Origin of the sequence: Enterobacter genomosp. S, assembly GCF_001631805.1 — a bacterium.
GTDB classification, from domain to species: Bacteria; Pseudomonadota; Gammaproteobacteria; order Enterobacterales; family Enterobacteriaceae; genus Enterobacter; species Enterobacter quasihormaechei.
In genome coordinates, this window is sequence record NZ_LVVA01000018.1 from 423,453 (window position 1) to 440,586 (window position 17,134).

At 58.2% G+C, this 17,134-nt stretch carries 20 protein-coding genes; 4 read left to right on the plus strand and 16 right to left on the minus strand.

The window, feature by feature from the left end:
* Window positions 1–25 precede the first annotated feature (25 nt).
* Window positions 26–490: an anaerobic ribonucleoside-triphosphate reductase-activating protein gene (nrdG, locus tag A3466_RS12925; RefSeq protein ID WP_063450879.1), complete on the plus strand. Its 465-nt coding sequence runs from the start codon at window positions 26–28 to the stop codon at window positions 488–490.
* 3 nt (window positions 491–493) lie between these two features.
* Here the strand turns inward: nrdG and A3466_RS12930 are convergent, their stop codons facing one another.
* The 12 genes from A3466_RS12930 to A3466_RS12985 all read right to left on the minus strand — a co-directional run bounded on the left by A3466_RS12930 (window position 494) and on the right by A3466_RS12985 (window position 9,717).
* The gene (locus tag A3466_RS12930) at window positions 494–778 is read right to left on the minus strand and encodes a type II toxin-antitoxin system RelE family toxin (protein WP_041911453.1); all 285 of its coding nucleotides are present in this window, start codon (window positions 776–778) and stop codon (window positions 494–496) included.
* Window positions 768–1,010, minus strand: coding sequence for a type II toxin-antitoxin system RelB/DinJ family antitoxin (locus tag A3466_RS12935; protein WP_023331889.1), 243 nt, complete (start codon window positions 1,008–1,010; stop codon window positions 768–770). Before A3466_RS12935 ends, A3466_RS12930 begins: the two co-directional genes overlap by 11 nt.
* A gap of 77 nt (window positions 1,011–1,087) precedes the next feature.
* On the minus strand, window positions 1,088–2,998 hold the full coding sequence (locus A3466_RS12940; protein WP_063450880.1) for a BglG family transcription antiterminator: 1,911 nt from the start codon (window positions 2,996–2,998) through the stop codon (window positions 1,088–1,090).
* Window positions 2,999–3,017: 19 nt separating this feature from the next.
* On the minus strand, window positions 3,018–4,154 hold the full coding sequence (locus A3466_RS12945; RefSeq protein WP_063450881.1) for a lactonase family protein: 1,137 nt from the start codon (window positions 4,152–4,154) through the stop codon (window positions 3,018–3,020).
* A gap of 80 nt (window positions 4,155–4,234) precedes the next feature.
* Complete coding sequence (gene dagF / locus A3466_RS12950; RefSeq protein WP_063450882.1) at window positions 4,235–4,975, minus strand: 2-dehydro-3-deoxy-phosphogluconate aldolase; 741 nt, start codon at window positions 4,973–4,975, stop codon at window positions 4,235–4,237.
* Entirely contained in the window at window positions 4,972–6,090 is a 1,119-nt protein-coding gene (locus A3466_RS12955; protein ID WP_063450883.1) for a DgaE family pyridoxal phosphate-dependent ammonia lyase, read from the minus strand. Before A3466_RS12955 ends, dagF begins: the two co-directional genes overlap by 4 nt.
* Complete coding sequence (locus A3466_RS12960; RefSeq protein ID WP_063450884.1) at window positions 6,074–7,207, minus strand: amidohydrolase/deacetylase family metallohydrolase; 1,134 nt, start codon at window positions 7,205–7,207, stop codon at window positions 6,074–6,076. Before A3466_RS12960 ends, A3466_RS12955 begins: the two co-directional genes overlap by 17 nt.
* Window positions 7,208–7,249: 42 nt before the next feature.
* Window positions 7,250–7,891: a DUF4310 family protein gene (locus A3466_RS12965; protein ID WP_003856081.1), complete on the minus strand. Its 642-nt coding sequence runs from the start codon at window positions 7,889–7,891 to the stop codon at window positions 7,250–7,252.
* Window positions 7,892–7,904: 13 nt separating this feature from the next.
* A complete protein-coding gene (locus tag A3466_RS12970; RefSeq protein WP_006810337.1) occupies window positions 7,905–8,681 on the minus strand; it encodes a DUF4311 domain-containing protein in 777 nt (258 codons plus the stop codon).
* Between the two features lie 22 nt (window positions 8,682–8,703).
* A complete protein-coding gene (locus tag A3466_RS12975; RefSeq protein ID WP_006810338.1) occupies window positions 8,704–9,003 on the minus strand; it encodes a DUF4312 family protein in 300 nt (99 codons plus the stop codon).
* Window positions 9,004–9,005: 2 nt separating this feature from the next.
* Entirely contained in the window at window positions 9,006–9,368 is a 363-nt protein-coding gene (locus A3466_RS12980; protein ID WP_006179053.1) for an SFCGS family glycine-rich protein, read from the minus strand.
* Between the two features lie 10 nt (window positions 9,369–9,378).
* Window positions 9,379–9,717 (minus strand): PRD domain-containing protein, encoded by a 339-nt coding sequence (locus tag A3466_RS12985; RefSeq protein ID WP_102750472.1) that lies wholly within the window; start codon window positions 9,715–9,717, stop codon window positions 9,379–9,381.
* Window positions 9,718–10,133: 416 nt separating this feature from the next.
* On the opposite strand from A3466_RS12985, the gene A3466_RS12990 reads away from it, so the two are divergent.
* Window positions 10,134–10,313 carry a Hok/Gef family protein gene (locus A3466_RS12990; RefSeq protein WP_063450885.1) on the plus strand — a complete coding sequence of 60 codons (180 nt, stop codon included), beginning with the start codon at window positions 10,134–10,136 and terminating at the stop codon, window positions 10,311–10,313.
* 45 nt (window positions 10,314–10,358) lie between these two features.
* Here A3466_RS12990 and cybC read toward each other — a convergent pair whose 3' ends face one another.
* Together cybC and pmbA are read right to left on the minus strand one after the other, a co-directional pair.
* A complete protein-coding gene (cybC, locus tag A3466_RS12995) occupies window positions 10,359–10,745 on the minus strand; it encodes a cytochrome b562 (protein ID WP_063450886.1) in 387 nt (128 codons plus the stop codon).
* Window positions 10,746–10,787: 42 nt separating this feature from the next.
* A complete protein-coding gene (gene pmbA, locus A3466_RS13000; protein ID WP_063450887.1) occupies window positions 10,788–12,140 on the minus strand; it encodes a metalloprotease PmbA in 1,353 nt (450 codons plus the stop codon).
* A gap of 95 nt (window positions 12,141–12,235) precedes the next feature.
* On the opposite strand from pmbA, the gene yjgA reads away from it, so the two are divergent.
* Entirely contained in the window at window positions 12,236–12,787 is a 552-nt protein-coding gene (yjgA, locus tag A3466_RS13005) for a ribosome biogenesis factor YjgA (RefSeq protein WP_063450888.1), read from the plus strand.
* A 106-nt stretch (window positions 12,788–12,893) separates the two neighbouring features.
* On the opposite strand, the gene mpl is transcribed toward yjgA, so the two are convergent.
* Window positions 12,894–14,267: a UDP-N-acetylmuramate:L-alanyl-gamma-D-glutamyl-meso-diaminopimelate ligase gene (mpl, locus tag A3466_RS13010; protein ID WP_063450889.1), complete on the minus strand. Its 1,374-nt coding sequence runs from the start codon at window positions 14,265–14,267 to the stop codon at window positions 12,894–12,896.
* Window positions 14,268–14,446: 179 nt separating this feature from the next.
* Between mpl and fbp the strand changes: the two genes are divergently transcribed.
* Window positions 14,447–15,445: a class 1 fructose-bisphosphatase gene (gene fbp, locus A3466_RS13015; protein WP_063450890.1), complete on the plus strand. Its 999-nt coding sequence runs from the start codon at window positions 14,447–14,449 to the stop codon at window positions 15,443–15,445.
* A gap of 39 nt (window positions 15,446–15,484) precedes the next feature.
* Here the strand turns inward: fbp and A3466_RS13020 are convergent, their stop codons facing one another.
* Window positions 15,485–17,053, minus strand: a complete 1,569-nt coding sequence (locus A3466_RS13020; protein WP_063450891.1) for a methyl-accepting chemotaxis protein — start codon at window positions 17,051–17,053, stop codon at window positions 15,485–15,487.
* Between the last annotated feature and the right edge of the window lie 81 nt (window positions 17,054–17,134).

Consider the following 17,134-nt stretch of genomic DNA (forward strand, 5'->3'; position numbering starts at 1 on the left):
ACTGTACCCGGCTTAGTTAACCGCTATGAACTACCATCAGTACTACCCCGTCGATATCGTCAACGGCCCCGGCACCCGCTGCACCCTGTTCGTTTCAGGCTGCGTTCACGAGTGCCCCGGCTGCTACAACAAAAGCACCTGGCGCGTAAATTCCGGCATGCCGTTTACCGTTGAAATGGAAGACCGCATCATCAACGACCTGAACGACACGCGCATCAAACGGCAGGGGATTTCGCTCTCCGGCGGCGATCCGCTCCATCCGCAAAACGTGCCGGAGATCCTGAAGCTGGTGAAACGCATTCGCCGCGAGTGCGCGGGAAAAGATATCTGGGTCTGGACGGGATATAAGCTGGAAGAGCTGAATGCTGCTCAGAGGGAAGTCGTGGATTTGATTAACGTGCTGGTGGACGGCAAGTTCGTGCAGGATTTAAAAGATCCGGCCCTGATCTGGCGCGGCAGCAGCAACCAGGTTGTGCATCATCTGCGTTAAATGCTAAAGCCGTTTATTTGCTTCATGATAAACGGCTGATTTCTCTCTCTTTCCGATAGCGATAACAAATACCGTAACTACGTTATCCTGAACCTGATAAACCAAACGATAACCCAGAGATCTGAGTTTTATTTTATAGCAATCCGGCAGGCCGTGCAGGCGGGCCGATTCAATTCTGGGGTTCACTAAGACGTCAGCAAGTTTCTTTTTAAACTGGCATTTCACCGTATCGCCCAGCTTATGCCACTCCTTTAAAGCCCTCGGGTCGAACTCCAGTTCATAAATCATCCAGACTAACCTTAATTCCCTTTTGTGGATTCGCCAGTCGCTCCCGGACTGTCTGTATCAGTTCATCTTCACTGTCACTGATGGTGACAGTTTTCACCGGCATACGCCCTGTTTCCGCAACGTACTGAAACAGTAACCGCACGGCTTCCGTTGGGGTAATATTGAGTTTTTCCAGCACGGCATACGCCTCATTTTTGAGTTTGTCATCCAGACGGACGTTAAGCGTGGCCATTATGCCTCCAGTAAAATCGAATGTGTAATGCAGTTTAGCATTACATTCGCATTACATCGAATTCTGGATAACGCCTCTCAAAACCGGCTCAAACTCTCCATCGCCTCAGCCTTAAACGCCGCAAAATCCTCGCACTGGCACAGGCGCGCCATCGCGCGCTCGCGCAGGAAAGTGACGAAGATGTCGTAAATCGCCATTGCCTCTTCGTATTCGCTTTTGCTGATGGCGAGCAGGAAAATGACGTGCGCCGTTTCATCCCCCCACTGAATGCCCTGCGGGGCGAGCACGGTGTAGACCACCGTTTTTTGCGCCAGCAGGCCGAGGGAGTGCGGCAGCGCGATGCCGTCCCCGAGCATGGTGCTGACAATCGCTTCACGCTCGATGACCGAATCCAGAAACTCCGCGCCGACAAAGCCTTCGCCTTCAAGCTGCCCGCACAGTTCGCGGAACAGCGTTTGCCGATCAACGGGCTTGTCGAGAATGCGGAAATGGGACGCGTCGAAGTATTTCTCCAGCATCCACGGGCGGGTGCGGTCCACCAGCACCAGCTTGCCGATCTGCTCCAGCTGATAATCGGTCGGGAACGGGGCGATTATCACCACCGGCTTGGATTTTTCGCTCACGCGAGCGGTGGAGATCACAAAGTCTTCACCGATGGCATCCGCAAGCTCGTACTCGCGCAGAGTGAGCGTGCGCGTCACCTCAATCTGCGGGTATTTACGCTGAAGTACCGCCTCGATCATGCGCACCATCGCGTTACCGGCATCGCACACCAGCAGCACGCGCGGCTGGCGCTGGTAGCCAATGTTGTAGTGGCGCTCCAGCCCCACGCCGATGTGCAGCACCAGAAAACCAATCTCATTCTCGCTGATCGCATACGGCGTGTATTTCCCCCAGCTTGACACCGCCGCGAGGGTCATATCCCACGCCATCGGGTAGTGCTGCTTGATGTTGTCCAGCAGCGGATTGGGGATCATGATTTGATAGCGCACGCGGGTGATCATGGTTTTGATGTGCGTGAGCAGATCGGCGTGCAGCTGCGCATCGCTGAGCAGGTTATAGTTATAGTGGGTGTTGATGTAGCGCAGGATATAGTTGACCAGCGCTTCGTCGTCGTCGGCGTTAATCGCGCTCGGGGCAATCTCCTGGATCTGCCGCGCCGCGATGTGCACGCACAGCCAGCTCTCTTCCGATGGCGCAAGCGCCTTGCCCGCCAGCTCCTGAATGGCTACCGCGATATCCTTCGCCGCCTCGTGCACGTTCTCTTCCACGTCTTCCGCGTGGAATTCCGGCAGCGGATACCCCTCGCTGATGCGCCGCACCGACACCGCGCAGTACAGGCGCAGGAACAGCTCGCCTTCGTCGGTCAGACGAATGTGATGGCGCGTCAGCGCATCGTGCAGCACCGGCACCATCTTTTCCGCCACGCCCGCGTTCAGCGCCACGTCGGTCACCAGCGGGTTCAGGCTGTCCTGCTGCGCCAGCTCCCACAGGAGGTCGGTCAGGCAGGCGCGGATCGCCATCTCGCTGCCAAACAGCTTCATGCCGTGGCGCGGGCGGGTTTCCAGCGTCAGGTTGTAGCGATGGAACCACTCGCGCACTTCCACCATGTCGCTCTGCAAGGTGGCGCGGCTGACGAACCACTCGTCGGCCAGATCCTCCAGCTTAAGGGAAAATGCCGAGGTGAGAAAACGCACCACCAGATAGTGCACGCGCTCCGGCCCGGTTCGCGGAATGCGCAGCGCACGCGGGTGGGAGGCCTGCAATTGTTGGTAGCGCTGGGCGTCATCAATTTTTAGCTGATAGCCGCTGCCGCGGCTCAGGATAAACTGCGCCCCGTGGCCTGCCAGCAGCGCGTTGAGGGCGGTGATGTCCGCCCGGACGGTTCGCGTGGAGACCGACAGCCGCTGCGCCAGCTCGTCCTGCGGCAGCGTCTCGTTTTGCAACAGATCGAAAAGTTGCGCTAAACGTTGGTTCGGAAATCGCACGTCGTTGTCCTCTTACTGCTCAGGGTGAAATGACCATCTGGGATGGGCTGCCGACCGGGGTATAGTCTGGCTCGGCGCTCAGCTTGCCGTCCGGTGCCACGCGGAAACGGGTAATGTTGTCGCTGCGCTGGTTCATGACGTACAGCCAGCGCCCCTGCTTATCGAGCGTCAGGGTGCGCGGATAGTCACCCCGCGTCCAGACATCGTCCTGATGCGTCAGCGTCCCTTCTGCCGTTACGGTAAAGTGCCCGATGCTGTTATGCAAACGGTTAGCGACATACAGCTGTTTACCATCGGCGCTTAGCGCCAGCCCGGCAGCAAAACTGGTGCCTTTGTAACCGTCCGGCAGAGCTGAAACGGTTTTACCCTCTTTTAGCCTGCCGCTGCTGTCCAGCGCATAATGGGTGAGCGTAGAGGCCTCTTCGTTAATCAGCCACAGGGCATCGCCTTTCGGCGTAAAGACGAAGTGGCGCGGGCCAGCGCCTTTCGAAGAGGCGCTGATAAACGGCGGATCGTTCGGGATCAGCTTTCCTGCTCGATCGTCAAAACGGTACTGATAGATACGATCCAGACCAAGATCGGTGGAAAAAACGTATTTCCCGCTCGGATCGGCGGCGATCATGTGCGCATGCGGGCCGTTATGATCGCTGATCGCGAAACTGCCCTCAACGGCAGCTTCCGGCTTCGCCGCGCCCGGTTCGCCTCGATCCTGATGCGTGTCCGTGGCATCGCCCAGGCTGCCGTCTGCGTTAATGGGGAGCACCGCGACGGTTCCGCTGACGTAGTTCGCTACCAGCAGATGCCTGCCGTTCGGCGTCAGGGAGAGATACACCGGCCCGGCGCCGCCGGAGGCCACCTGATTCAGTTCGCTTAGCGCACCGTCATCGCCGATGCGCAGCGCCTGCACCACGCCCTGCTCCACTTCGCTTGCCAGATACAGCGTTTTACCGTCTTGCGAAAGGGTCAACTGCGCCGCATTCGGCAGTTTGCTCACCAGCGTTTTGTTATCGAGCGCGCCGGTTTGCGGGTCAACGGTAAAACGGTACAGCCCTTCACCGTTCGGATTATAGGTACCCACCCAGGCGTATTGCGTCTGGGCGACAGCGGCGGTGGCGAGCATTGAGAGTGAAGCGACGAGCAGGTTACGGGTGTGCATGGTGGCTCCTTTGGGTGTGTGCGGTACCCCGGCCCTCTCCCCAAAGGGGAGAGGGTTAGGGTGAGGGGTATGGTTTTGTTCTATTTCACCAGTTTCTTCGTCATTTCCAGTAACGTACGCACATCTTCCGGACGCGTATCACCGCTGGCCTTGTCGATAATCGAGCTGTAGATATGCGGGATGATTTTGCTCACGCCCGCGTCGAGGGCAATCTGCAAAATCGCCTCAAAGTTCTCCAGATCGATCCCCCCGGTCGGCTCCAGCCAGAAGTCGTGGCGGGCGCAGGCTTCCGCCACCGCCTGGTATTCGTCACGGCACTTGAGGCCGCCCATCGGGAAGTACTTGATCGAGCTGCCGCCGAAGTCTTTCAGCAGGGCAATCGCCGTTTCAACCGGCACGATGCCGTCCGGCGCTTTGCTGCTCAGCGGGCCGGTGGAGATTTTCACCATGCCGACGGTACCGGTCGGGGAGACCAGGCCGTTGACCACCGATTCATTCTGCCCCAGCAGCGCGCGGCTGGCGGCCACACCGGTAAAGACCTGGTTGACGTGCTGCGGCTGCACCTGACGGGAGATCTCGCTCACCATCGCCGACTGGTTCGGATCGCCCGCGCCCAGCCCCACGGAGAGCGCGTTATCAATCAGCGCCGCGTATTCACGCATTTCCGCGACCGCGCTCGCCACGTCCGGGTAATTTTTGGAGAGCACGCCCACCAGCACGTGACCTTCCGCCGCCTCGTAAATGGCGCTGGCATTGGCCTTTGAGCCGGCCAGCACGTTCAGGCAGACGCGGTCACGGTAAAAATTGGGGGTCAGTTTCATGCATTTTTCTCCTGTCCTAACACTTCGCTAATGCGGCGGTACACGATGTTCAGCTGGTCAGCACTTACGCTGCGCACGTCCGCTTCGATAATCCCTTCGTTGGCCTTGTAGCCACGGAAGTAAATGGCGTATTCCCCCTGCTTCAGCTGGGCGACAAGGTCGCCGGTGCCAACGCCGGTGGTGGCTTCGTCAAACTTAATCTCGGTGCGGGCGATGTCGCGACCGGCGCTGTCCCAGACCACGCGCGCGGTGACGCCGTTCAGGGTGTTGAGCGCGTCGATAAACGGCGTCATTTTCGCCACCATCTCAGCACCGCTCTCTTTGGTGGCCGTCAGGTAGTGTTCAATGGCGCAGGTCAGGCCGAGGATCCCCTCTTTACCCACCTTCATGGCGCGGCCAATGCCCGCCGTCTGGCGCTTCACCCACTCAACGTACTGGGTTTTGCCGATCACCAGGCCGCTGGTTGGCCCCTCGATCGCCTTTGCGCCGCTGTAAATCACCAGATCCGCGCCGGAACGGTAGTACGCGTGCAGATCTTCTTCCGCCGCGGCATCGACGATCAGCGGCAGGGAGTGTTTACGTGCGACGACTGCCGCCTGCTCGACGCTGAGCATGCTTTTCTGCACGCAGTGGTGCGATTTGATGTAGAGGATCGCCGCGGTGCGCGGGGTAATGGCCGCCGCCAGCTGGTCGGCGGAGCATTCGTTGGCGTAGCCCGCTTCCACCAGCTTGCCGCCGCCCAGCGCCACCATGGTACCTACCGGCGCGCCAAAGTTAACGTTATGGCCTTTCGGCAGGACGATCTCGTTATTTTCAATCGGCGTGACGTGCAGGTTTTCCAGCAGCCAGTCGCTGTCTTTCACCAGCACCGCCGCCACGGACTGGGCGATGCCCGCCGACGCGCAGGAGACTACCGTCGCGCCTTCCACATCCAGCAGTCTGGCGATGTATTCCCCGGTTTTGTTAACCAGATCCTTCATCTCGAAATAGTGATTCATGCCGTCCATCGCCGCCTGCACTACTTCCGGGCGCGGCGTGGAGACGCCCAGCGCCGTCATGCGGCCAGAGGTGTTGATAACCTGCTTTAAATTATACTTCTCATAAATCGAAGGCATGTTCCGTGCTCCCTTGTTCGGTCATGTAGCCCTTGCCCGCGCGGATCGCGGCAAGCGGCACCAGAATGTGTTCAGCTTGCAGAGTGTCGTTTTCAGCGTCAGTCAGCACCGTCGGCTGGCGCTTGAGGGTAAACAGCGTCAGGTCAGCGTCGAGGCCAGGCTGAATGCGGCCCTTGCGCGTCAGGCGCAGGCCGTCGGCGGCGTTCGAGGTCACGCAGTCAATCACCTGCGGCAATGACATGCCGATGGCGAGGAATTTCGACATCACGCTTGCCAGCGAGCCGACCGGGCCGTTGATGCGGTTGCGGCAGTAGATATCCGAGCTAATGGTGTGCGGCAGAATGCCCATCGCGATGGCGCGTTTCGCCACCTCAAAGCTGAAGCTCGCCGTGCCGTGGCCGACGTCCAGACGCACGCCACGCTTCAGGGCGGAGGTGATGGAGGCGCGCAGCTCACCGGACGGCGTCAGAATGCGGTTTGGCTTGCCGTTGTAGCAGTGGGTAATGATGTCGCCCGAACTTAACAGCTCGGCGATTTCATCGAGGTTCGGCGGGTTATTGCCGATGTGCACCATCAGCGGCAGGTCGCCATTCTCTTTCTGGATCGCTTTGGCGCGCTCCAGCGGCGTGATGCCGTTTTCACCGACCACGCTGCTGCTCATGCGCGCCTTCAGGCCGACGATAAAATCCGGGTGGCGCTTCACCGCCTGCTTCACCGCATCGGCGTCAATGTTTGCCATGTTGGCCAGCTCGTTCTGGGCAATCAGCCCCACGCGGGAGATGTTCAGCAGGGCAAAGACGTCGGTGGAGGCTTTGCGGGTGATTTGGTAAAAATCGTCCACGTCGTCGGCCCCGGTACTGCCCGCGTCCACCACGGTAGTGACGCCGGTGGCAATGCCCACGCTGTCCGGCTCGTCGTGATAAATCGGGGAGTTCGGGTAGCAGTGAACGTGGGAGTCAATCCAGCCCGCGCTGACGTACACGTCACCGTTAAGCTCTACCGTTTTACGGGCTGGAGCGTCAATTTCGCCCGTCGCGGCGATCTTCCCGTCCTGAATGGCGATATCGGTCAGGGTATCGTCGGCGAGGCGCGCACGGCGCAGGAGTAAATCAAACATGGGGTTCTCCTGATAGGGCGGGCGCAGATGCGCCCGCGGGTATTAAAGGGCGACCGGGAACAGCCAGCCCAAAATCATTGCGCCGAGGATGGCGCCACCGGTAATCGGCTTCTGCCAGATGTAGAACAGCAGCGCGCCCACCAGCGAACCGACGCCGATAGGAATGGAGGCGGTCATCGCGCTGAGGATAATCAGCGGCCCGAGGAAGCGGCCCGAGGCGTTACCCGCGCCCATCATCACGTCTGCCCCGTAGGTGGAGTTGCTCTGGTTGATGGTGAACTTACGCGCCAGGATGATGACGTAGCCAATCGCCAGACCAATCACCAGGCCGGTGATCAGCGAGGCAATGAAGTTGGTCACCGGGAACATGATCCCCGCACCAAGCAGCAGCGCCGGTACGCCGAGGCCCACGCCGGTCTGGATAGCGCCGCCGATATCAAGAATACCGACCAGCGATCCTTCAATAATGCGGGCGAACAGGAAGCTCGCGCCGAACGCCGCCACCGCGCCGTAGACGCCGGTATCGATTCCCGCTTTCAGCATCGCCACGAAGGCCACTTCGTTAAACGCGCCGATGCCGTAGAGGTAGTACATGTGCGTCCCGGCGAAGACGCCGGAGGAGAGCAGGCCAACGAAGATCGGGAACGACCAGTCGGCATACCAAAAACCTTTATTCTGTTCCATTTAGAGGCTCCTGTTATTTACCGCTGAGCGAGTTGTGGATCATGTCGAGCCAGTTCGGCACGGTCAGATGGAAGGATTCAATCATCTTCATGTCGAAGCCGCGGAAGAAGCCGCTCAGCACGAACAGCAGGACGATCGCCGCCATCATCACTTTGGTGACGTGGTTCCAGCCGCTCTCCTCAACGCCTTTACCGATCAGAATGCCGAGAACCAGACCCGGTACGGCGTTCCCCATGATCAGCTGCGCCGCGCCGCCAAAGATGGTGGCCCAGAAGCCCGATTTTTTACCCGCGTCGATGGCCGCCAGCCAGAAGATCACCGGCATTACGGTGTTGACCAGCAGGTTCGCGGCAGGCACCAGCACCTTCACGGCGGTGACCTGAAGTGCGGCCGGCACGGAGGAAGCGGTCAGGTTAAGGAAGGTCACGACGATCATGCCGATGATGCCGCAGGCAATCGCCATTTTGCGGGGATCGTGCAGCGTTTCGCCGACGTTACGGTTTTTGATCATCAGCGCGGCAGCACCCCAGTTCGGGATGATGCGGTGGTCAACGTCCTGTGTGAAGGCACCTGCGGCCACGGAAGAGGCCCAGGCGTTAAAGAAGAAGCCTAATCCAAAGGAGAAGTGGGAGGCTGGATCCCCTTCGCAGGAGTTCAGCTCCCCCAACGTACGAAACGCGCCCATACCCTGAGTGGTAGGCGCATGAAACATGCGTGCAGCCCCGGCTCCCACACCGACGCCTACCAGGCCGCCAATGATGAGCGATTTTATTAATATAATTAAGAACATCAGTCTGCCCTTTTATGAATAATCAGCGTTGCGTGACGAAATCCACCTGGTCGAGATTGATGGCGGTCACGTTGACGGTCACATCCAGCTCCACGCTGTAGGTGCGTCTTTCCCGGCGCAGAAAGAAGAACAGAAACGCTTCTTTTCGCACCGCTTCTTGCGCCTGAACAACCTGCACATCCTGTGGCTCAATACGCAATAAGATATGCGGTGAGGCTTTCATCACCGCGGCCTGAACGTGGTTTAGCGCGTCGGCAAAGGCGCGCGCTTTGGCGTCGCCCTTCCCCTTCACTCTCACCGTGGTTGTGAACTGTTCTTTCATGCTTATGCGCCGTGCTTCTTCTGCCACGCTTGTACCAGACGCTCGCCCAGCTCTTCTTTATCCATAAAGCCAAAGCCCAGCACGTTGCAGCCTTCGTTGATGGCGGTCACGCCCTCATCCACGGAGCGCATGCCGTATTTGGCCTTGTAGCCATATTTGGTTTGTGCGGTGATGGCGCCCGCGCCGCCGCTGCCGCAGAAGGAGATGCCGAAGGTGGCGTTTTCCGCTTTCATCACGTCACCGAGCTTCATATCTGCCGCCATGCCCGGCACGACAACCGCGCGTCCACCGGCTTTTTCCACACCCGCAGCCACTTTCTGACCTTTACCCAGGCGATCGCCAATCACGACTGTAATCTGTTCCATGTGTTGCTCCTTAAAGGTTGTCTTTCGCGACTTCGAAGTGAACGGAGAGCAGCCAGGCCTCTTCATCAGGAAGGTTGCCAAACTGCGCTACCACTTCACGGGCAAGTTGCATTGAATCTGGTGAAATTTCGTCGAAAAGCTCTGCTTCAACCTCCGGCAGCGGCTCGCCGGTCACGGACCGGTGCGCCATTGCGCGAACGTGGGAGGTCAGCATCTGCTCCTGTACCGCATTGGGGATGATGTTGTGCCGGGCCAGCAGAGCATAAACCTGCTGAAGCATGGTGTTCGCGAGCTGCTCAGTCTGCACCGCCTGTTCCCCAACGTCGTTCATTACCGCTCCGTTACTCACTCGTCTTACCCCGTTAATGGCTCTGGAATAAAACTAACGTTGCAGGTGCAGGGTTTGTAGCGAGTTGTTTTCCACTTCGAAGTGGAAAGGCGAGCCGCGGCAGTGATCTGTGCCACATAAATGCGGTCAATCTGGATAAATCGCTGTATTTGCGTGATGAATATCACGCTATCTGGCGGCAAATAAGGGGTATGCAAAGCGGAAAAGATTACGAGCGGGCTCGTAGAAATGTGATGTGGATAAGGTTTTCTTATGGGGATTCGCTAGAGTGGCTGCGGGTGCTTGAGACTGACCGTCTCAGGCATGGGACGGAAAGTGGAAAGCCCCGCCTGATAAAAAATCAGGGCGGGGGCTCGAAACGACACGTCGGACCGTGGAGTTCGCTACCTCGCCCGCTTTAGAGCAAGGAGGCATCCATGAAACGCCAATCCCCAATTATCCGGGTTTTGATGATTATTGCTTTGACGATAATCATCTTAACGCTGGTGACGAGGAAAACACTGTGCGAGATCCGCTATCGTAACGGCTCGCTTGAAGTGTCAGCGAGGATGGATTGTCGCTCCGGAAAGTCAGGAGCAGGATGCGGGGGCGCGTAATGCGCCTCCGCATACGGAGAAAGGACGTACAGCTCAGGCACCCAATTAACGATACTTTTTGTGATACGCATTGCGGGTCGCCGCAAACTGATCGGCCGCCGCCTGAGCTTCTTTGACTTTGCCTTCGTTAGCCAGCTTCAGCGCGCCGTCGATCTGGCTGACCAGCACATCAAAGCCGTGACGATAGTCTTTCATCTCGGCGCTGTCCGCCGCTTTGCTTTCCAGCTTCGGCGGCGTCGCTTTTTGCGCGTCCAGCGCCGCTTCACGCATTTTGGTCAGCGCGTCCTTCATCTCGGCGGCATTGTCGGTTTTCTGCACCACCTTCAGATTTTCACTGAGGATGTCCATGTTATCTTCGAGATCGGCAGCAAACGCGGACGAGCCAAGAATCAGCGTTGAAGCCGCGACGATCGCTAACAGGTGTTTACGCATTGCTCACTTCCTTTTTTATTATTAAACACGCTTTTACGGGTATTACTGACCGGCGATTTTCATCTCCGGCAACAATACAGAACCACACTGAATATTGCTGCGTGTTTCAATATCGTTACCGACCGTAACAATATTGCGCCACATGTCCTTGAGGTTGCCGGCGATGGTGATTTCGCTCACCGGATACTGAATTTCGCCGTTTTCGACCCAGAAGCCCGCCGCACCGCGAGAATAGTCTCCGGTGATGCCGCTCACGCCCTGCCCCATCAGCTCGGTCACCACCAGGCCGGTGCCCATCTCTTTCAGCATCTGCTCAAAGTTCAGGCCCTGTCCGGCAATGCGCCAGTTGTGGATCCCACCCGCGTGCCCGGTGCTTTTCAGACCCAGCTTGCGTGCGGAGTAGTTGGTCAGCAGCCACTGGGTCAGAATGCCGTCTTTAACAATATCGCGGCGTTCAGTGCGCACGCCTTCGCTGTCGAATGGCGTGGATGCCAGCCCTTTCAGCAGGTGCGGATGCTCTTCGATAGTCAGCCACTCCGGCAGGATCTGCTTGCCCAGTGAGTCGAGCAGGAAGGTCGATTTACGGTACACCGAACCGCCCGCAATCGCCCCCACCAGATGACCAAACAGGCCGGTCGCCACTTCATTGGCAAAAATGACCGGGGCTTTCATGGTGGAGAGTTTACGCGGTGAGAGGCGTGACAGCGTGCGTTCGGCACACGCTTTACCAACCCACTCCGGAGACTGCAAATCCCCCAGCGCGCGGCCAATGGTATACGCGTAATCGCGCTCCATATCGCCGTTCTCTTCGGCGATCACGCAGCTGGACAGCGAGTGACGAGTTGAGCAGTACCCCTGCAACATGCCGTGCGAGTTACCAAACACTTTGATGCCGTAGTGGCTGTTAAAGCTGCCGCCTTCGGTGTTGGTGATGCGTTTGTCGGCCTGCAAAGACGCCTGCTCGGCGCGCGAGGCCAGCTCAATGGCTTCGTCGGGGGTCACTTCCGCCGGATGGAACAGATCGAGATCCGGCGCGTCAAACGCCAGCAGCTCTTTATCGGCCACGCCAGCGTAAGGATCCGGCGAGGTGTAGCGGGCGATATCCAGCGCCGCCTGCACCGTCCGGGCGATGGCATCCGGGCTGAGATCGGTAGACGACGCGCTGCCTTTGCGATTCTGGTGATACACGGTGATCCCCAGCGCGCCATCACTGTTAAATTCTACGTTCTCCACTTCGCCATAGCGGGTGCTCACGCTAATGCCGGTGGTTTTGCTGACCGCCACTTCGGCGCCATCTGATTTGCCTGAAGCGAGCGTCAGCGCGGTGGAGACGGCTTCTTCCAGGATCTTACGCTGCGCTTCAACTTGTGAGGTTACTTTCATCGCAAATGCCATACTGTAAGAGAGAGTTAAGTGAAGTCTAACAGAGAACCGTTTTTCAGTGCGCGTCTTAACTGGTAACATTAGCCTCTTTTTTTAAGGAGCCTGACATGACTAAGCAGCCCGAAGACTGGCTCGACGACGTTCCCGGTGATGACATCGAAGACGAAGATGATGAGATCATCTGGGTCAGTAAAAGTGAAATTAAACGTGACGCCGAAGAGTTAAAACAGCTTGGCGCAGAAATGGTAGAACTGGGTAAAAACGCGCTGGATAAGCTCCCGCTCGACCAGGATCTGCGTGATGCCATTGAACTGGCACAGAAAATCAAGAAAGAAGGGCGTCGCCGCCAGCTTCAGCTTATCGGTAAACTGCTGCGTCAGCGTGACGTAGAGCCGATCCGTCAGGCGCTGGATAAGCTGAAAAACCGCCATAACCAGCAGGTTGCGCTGTTCCATAAGCTGGAGCAGATCCGCGATCGTTTGATCGAGCAAGGTGATGACGCGGTACCAGAAGTGCTGAACCTGTGGCCGAATGCCGACCGCCAGCAGCTGCGATCGCTTATCCGCAACGCGAAGAAAGAGAAAGAAGGGAATAAGCCGCCGAAGTCAGCGCGCCTGATTTTCCAGTATCTGCGCGAGCTGTCTGAGAACGAAGAGTAATCTGTGCGGGTTTGCGCCGGATGGCGGCGTAAACGCCTTATCCGGCCTACAAGGTCGTGCGAAAAAATGTAGGCCCGGTAAGCGCTAGCGCCACCGGGCTTTGTTTTTACGCTGCGGCCGCGGCTTTCTTCGCCAGACCGTCCAGCAGCTTCTGATGGATCCCACCAAACCCGCCGTTGCTCATCACCAGAATGTGGTCGCCGGGCTGTGCAGCTTTCACCACCATATCCGCTAAAACATCCACGTCCGCGCTCCAGTGTGCAGGCTGAATGCAGGCATCGGCCACCTCGGCCACTTGCCACGGAATATGCTGCGGTTGCAGCAGGAAGACCTCATCGGCACGCCCTAAGGACGGCGCGAGATCGTCTTTGCAGATCCCCATTTTCATGGTGTTTGAACGCGGTTCCAGTACGGCCAGAATGCGTGCGGTGCCGCCGACTTTGCCACGCAATGCGGCAAGCGTCGCCAGAATGGCGGTTGGATGGTGCGCGAAATCGTCGTACACCGTCACGCCGTGGGCTTCACCGCGCAGTTCCAGACGACGACGGGCGTTGATAAACGTGCCCAGCGCACTGGCGGCATCCGCAGGCAGAACCCCCACATGACGCGCCGCCGCTATCGCCATCAGGCCGTTGTGCATGTTGTGTTCGCCCACCAGGCCCCACTTCACCTCAACGACTTTCTCACCGTCGAGCAGCACTTCCCACTCGGAGGCATCGGCATTCAGTTTTTTCGCCTGCCAGTGGCCCTGCTCGCCCACCAGCTCCTGCTCGCTCCAGCAGCCCATCGCCAGGGTTTGCTTCAGGTTGATGTCGTTTTCCGGCAGGATGATACGGCCCTGGCCCGGCACGATGCGCACCAGATGGTGGAACTGTTTCTGGATAGCCTTCAGGTCGTCAAAGATATCCGCGTGGTCAAACTCAAGGTTGTTGAGGATCAGCGTGCGCGGGCAGTAGTGCACGAACTTGGAGCGCTTGTCGAAGAATGCGCAGTCGTATTCATCCGCTTCAATCACAAAGAACGGGCTGTCGCCGAGACGCGCAGAGACGTCGAAATTCCCCGGCACGCCGCCGATCACGAAGCCCGGCTTGTAACCGCAGGCTTCGAGGATCCAGGTCGCCATGCCGGCGGTGGTGGTTTTGCCGTGCGTCCCGGCAACGGCGACCACCCAGCGGTCGCGCAGGACAAAATCATGAAGCCACTGCGGGCCAGACATGTACGGGATATTGCGTTCCAGCACCGCTTCAACGCATGGATTCCCACGGGTCATGGCGTTGCCAACGATCACCAGATCCGGCTGCGGCTCCAGCTGGCTGGCGTCGTATCCCTGAATCAGAGAAATTCCCTGCTTCTCCAGCAGCGTGCTCATCGGCGGATACACATTGGCGTCCGAACCTGTCACTTCATGGCCCAGCGAGCGCGCCAGCATTGCCAGTCCGCCCATGAAAGTGCCACAAATCCCCAATATATGAATGCGCATACGTCACTATCCTTCTTCAATGTGGCGCACATTTTACCCACATGTCAGCGGCTGTGAAACGCATTTCAGGTAAATCCGTATTTTGCTGGCGCGATTCACCTCTGCGCTAATATTTGAATGTTTGTTAAGATTGTTGGACATCAACCGCTTTACTCAACATAAGATGCAGGGAAAGTGTTATGAAAACGTTAGGTGAATTTATTGTCGAAAAGCAGCACGAGTTCTCTCATGCTACGGGTGAGCTCACTGCTTTGCTGTCGGCAATAAAGCTGGGCGCTAAGATCATCCACCGCGATATCAATAAGGCCGGTCTGGTCGATATCCTGGGTGCCAGCGGTGCCGAGAACGTTCAGGGTGAGGTTCAGCAAAAACTCGACCTGTTCGCCAATGAAAAACTGAAAGCAGCACTGCGCGCGCGCGACATCGTTGCGGGTATCGCCTCTGAAGAAGAAGATGAGATCGTCGTCTTCGAAGGGTGCGAACACGCGAAATACGTTGTTCTGATGGATCCGCTCGACGGCTCCTCCAACATCGACGTTAACGTTTCTGTTGGTACCATTTTCTCCATCTACCGTCGCGTTACGCCGGTTGGCACACCGGTGACGGAAGAAGACTTCCTGCAACCGGGCAGCAATCAGGTTGCCGCCGGCTACGTGGTGTATGGCTCGTCCACCATGCTGGTGTACACCACCGGCTGCGGCGTGCACGCCTTTACCTACGATCCGTCACTGGGCGTGTTCTGCCTGTGCCAGGAGCGTATGCGCTTCCCGGAGAAGGGCAATACCTACTCCATCAACGAAGGCAATTACATCAAATTCCCGAACGGCGTGAAGAAGTACATCAAATTCTGCCAGGAAGAGGATAAAGCCACGCAGCGCCCGTACACCTCGCGCTATATCGGCTCGCTGGTGGCGGATTTCCACCGCAACCTGCTGAAGGGCGGGATTTACCTTTATCCAAGCACGGCAAGCCACCCTGACGGGAAGCTGCGTCTGCTGTACGAGTGCAACCCGATGGCGTTCCTGGCCGAGCAGGCGGGCGGCAAGGCGAGCGACGGTAAAGAGCGTATCCTGGATATCGTGCCGGAAAGCCTGCACCAGCGCCGTTCGTTCTTCGTCGGCAATAACCATATGGTGGAAGACGTTGAACGCATGATCCGCGAATTCCCGGACGCGTAAGACGTAAAAAGGGGAGCCTGACAGGCTCCCCTTTTTTTATCATGCCGTTTGCGCCGTCAGCCTGAAGGAGGCCATCGCCTCCATCAGCTCGCGCGACTGCGCCTCCAGGGAACGTGTTGCCGCAGAGGATTGTTGAACCAGCGCCGCGTTTTGCTGTGCCGTTTCATCCATCTGATTAACGGCGATATTCACCTGCTCAATGCCACGGCTCTGCTCCTGAGAGGCCGTCGCAATTTCTCGCATCAGTTTGGTCATACGCAGCACTTCGGTGGCGATCTCGTCCATCGTCTCACCGGCCTGTTGCGCCAGCTCGCTGCCCTCGTTCACGTGGGTTTGCGAATCGCTGATAAGCGAGCGGATCTCCTTCGCGGCATCGGCACTGCGGCTGGCGAGATTGCGCACCTCACCCGCCACGACCGCAAAACCCCGTCCCTGCTCGCCCGCACGCGCCGCTTCTACGGACGCGTTCAGCGCCAGAATATTGGTCTGGAAGGCGATCCCGTCGATAACGCTCAGGATATCGGCGATGCGCGCCGCGCTGCCGGAGATATCGCGCATCTTCTCAATGACGTAGCAGACCATTTCGCTGCCGCGATCGGCGGTGTCGGAGACCGACTGCGCCAGCTGGTGCGCCTGCCCGGCATTTTCGGCGTTACGTTTCACCGTGGCGGTGATCTCTTCCATGCTGGCGGCCGTCTGCTCCAGCGACGTGGCGGTGGATTCCGTGCGCTGGGCAAGGTTCAGGTTCCCGGCCGTCAGCTCGCGGCTGCCGGTATCAATCTGCGAGCTGGCGTCGCGCACGCGCAGAACGGAGCCCATCAGCGACTGACGCATCTCTTCGATGGCCGCGTTGAGGCGATTAAATTCCTGGCTCGCAGGCGAGTTCAGGGCGTAGGTTAAATCCCCGGCCGCCACGTGTTCCAGCTGGGCAATAGAGGCTGAAAGCGGCTTGAGCAGCATATGGCGCAGCACCAGCCAGGCCAGCACGATAATGCCTGCCGTCAGCAGCGCCGCGACGATAATCAGGATCAGCACGCGGGTTTTACTCGCCTGCACGGCGCTCACTTCCGCTTTGCCGCGCGCCTCGCTCCACGCCTGGAACGCCTGCATATCGTTATCAAACTGCTTCGCCACCGGCACCAGCCTGCTTTCCAGCAGATCGTAATAGCCGTCTGCGCTTTGCTCGTTCAGGGCGTTCAGCATCGGGGTGATGCCCTGCTGGTTGTACACCGCCAGGCTTGCGGCGACCTTATCCAGCAGCTTTTGTCCCTGTTCATCCGCCACGCCACCGCCGATCACGCCCTTCAGCGTTTTCTGTGCCAGCGTTACTTCCTGGTTAATGGTTTTGACCGCCTTGGCCGCATCGTCCAGCAGGCCGACCTCCATCATGCGGACGGCCTGGCCCGCTTCGTTACGCGCGCGCAGGATCAGCGTATAGCCGGCATTCAGCTGTACCATCTGTTCACCCTGAAGGTGATTGATGCGCTGGAGAGAAGCGGAGCTTTGTGTAAGGGCATAAATGCCGATGCCGCTGACAATCAGCAGCAGAAGGGTCATAACGGCCAGTAAAGAGAGCAAGCCGGTACGAATCGATAGCGTTTTAAGCATGATGTTATTTCCGGTAGCGAGATATTTCTGGGCATAAAAAAAGAGTATCGGCCGCTACCGGAAAATGTTTAGACTTTAAGC

What these genes read in the sequence shown, in the direction of transcription:
- nrdG (WP_063450879.1), top strand. Translation starts at nt 26, where the DNA reads ATGAACTACCATCAGTACTACCCCGTCGATATCGTCAACGGCCCCGGC.
- A3466_RS12930 (WP_041911453.1), bottom strand. Translation starts at nt 778, where the DNA reads ATGATTTATGAACTGGAGTTCGACCCGAGGGCTTTAAAGGAGTGGCAT.
- A3466_RS12935 (WP_023331889.1), bottom strand. Translation starts at nt 1,010, where the DNA reads ATGGCCACGCTTAACGTCCGTCTGGATGACAAACTCAAAAATGAGGCG.
- A3466_RS12945 (WP_063450881.1), bottom strand. Translation starts at nt 4,154, where the DNA reads ATGCACACCCGTAACCTGCTCGTCGCTTCACTCTCAATGCTCGCCACC.
- dagF (WP_063450882.1), bottom strand. Translation starts at nt 4,975, where the DNA reads ATGAAACTGACCCCCAATTTTTACCGTGACCGCGTCTGCCTGAACGTG.
- A3466_RS12955 (WP_063450883.1), bottom strand. Translation starts at nt 6,090, where the DNA reads ATGCCTTCGATTTATGAGAAGTATAATTTAAAGCAGGTTATCAACACC.
- A3466_RS12960 (WP_063450884.1), bottom strand. Translation starts at nt 7,207, where the DNA reads ATGTTTGATTTACTCCTGCGCCGTGCGCGCCTCGCCGACGATACCCTG.
- A3466_RS12965 (WP_003856081.1), bottom strand. Translation starts at nt 7,891, where the DNA reads ATGGAACAGAATAAAGGTTTTTGGTATGCCGACTGGTCGTTCCCGATC.
- A3466_RS12970 (WP_006810337.1), bottom strand. Translation starts at nt 8,681, where the DNA reads ATGTTCTTAATTATATTAATAAAATCGCTCATCATTGGCGGCCTGGTA.
- A3466_RS12975 (WP_006810338.1), bottom strand. Translation starts at nt 9,003, where the DNA reads ATGAAAGAACAGTTCACAACCACGGTGAGAGTGAAGGGGAAGGGCGAC.
- A3466_RS12980 (WP_006179053.1), bottom strand. Translation starts at nt 9,368, where the DNA reads ATGGAACAGATTACAGTCGTGATTGGCGATCGCCTGGGTAAAGGTCAG.
- A3466_RS12990 (WP_063450885.1), top strand. Translation starts at nt 10,134, where the DNA reads ATGAAACGCCAATCCCCAATTATCCGGGTTTTGATGATTATTGCTTTG.
- cybC (WP_063450886.1), bottom strand. Translation starts at nt 10,745, where the DNA reads ATGCGTAAACACCTGTTAGCGATCGTCGCGGCTTCAACGCTGATTCTT.
- pmbA (WP_063450887.1), bottom strand. Translation starts at nt 12,140, where the DNA reads ATGGCATTTGCGATGAAAGTAACCTCACAAGTTGAAGCGCAGCGTAAG.
- yjgA (WP_063450888.1), top strand. Translation starts at nt 12,236, where the DNA reads ATGACTAAGCAGCCCGAAGACTGGCTCGACGACGTTCCCGGTGATGAC.
- mpl (WP_063450889.1), bottom strand. Translation starts at nt 14,267, where the DNA reads ATGCGCATTCATATATTGGGGATTTGTGGCACTTTCATGGGCGGACTG.
- fbp (WP_063450890.1), top strand. Translation starts at nt 14,447, where the DNA reads ATGAAAACGTTAGGTGAATTTATTGTCGAAAAGCAGCACGAGTTCTCT.
- A3466_RS13020 (WP_063450891.1), bottom strand. Translation starts at nt 17,053, where the DNA reads ATGCTTAAAACGCTATCGATTCGTACCGGCTTGCTCTCTTTACTGGCC.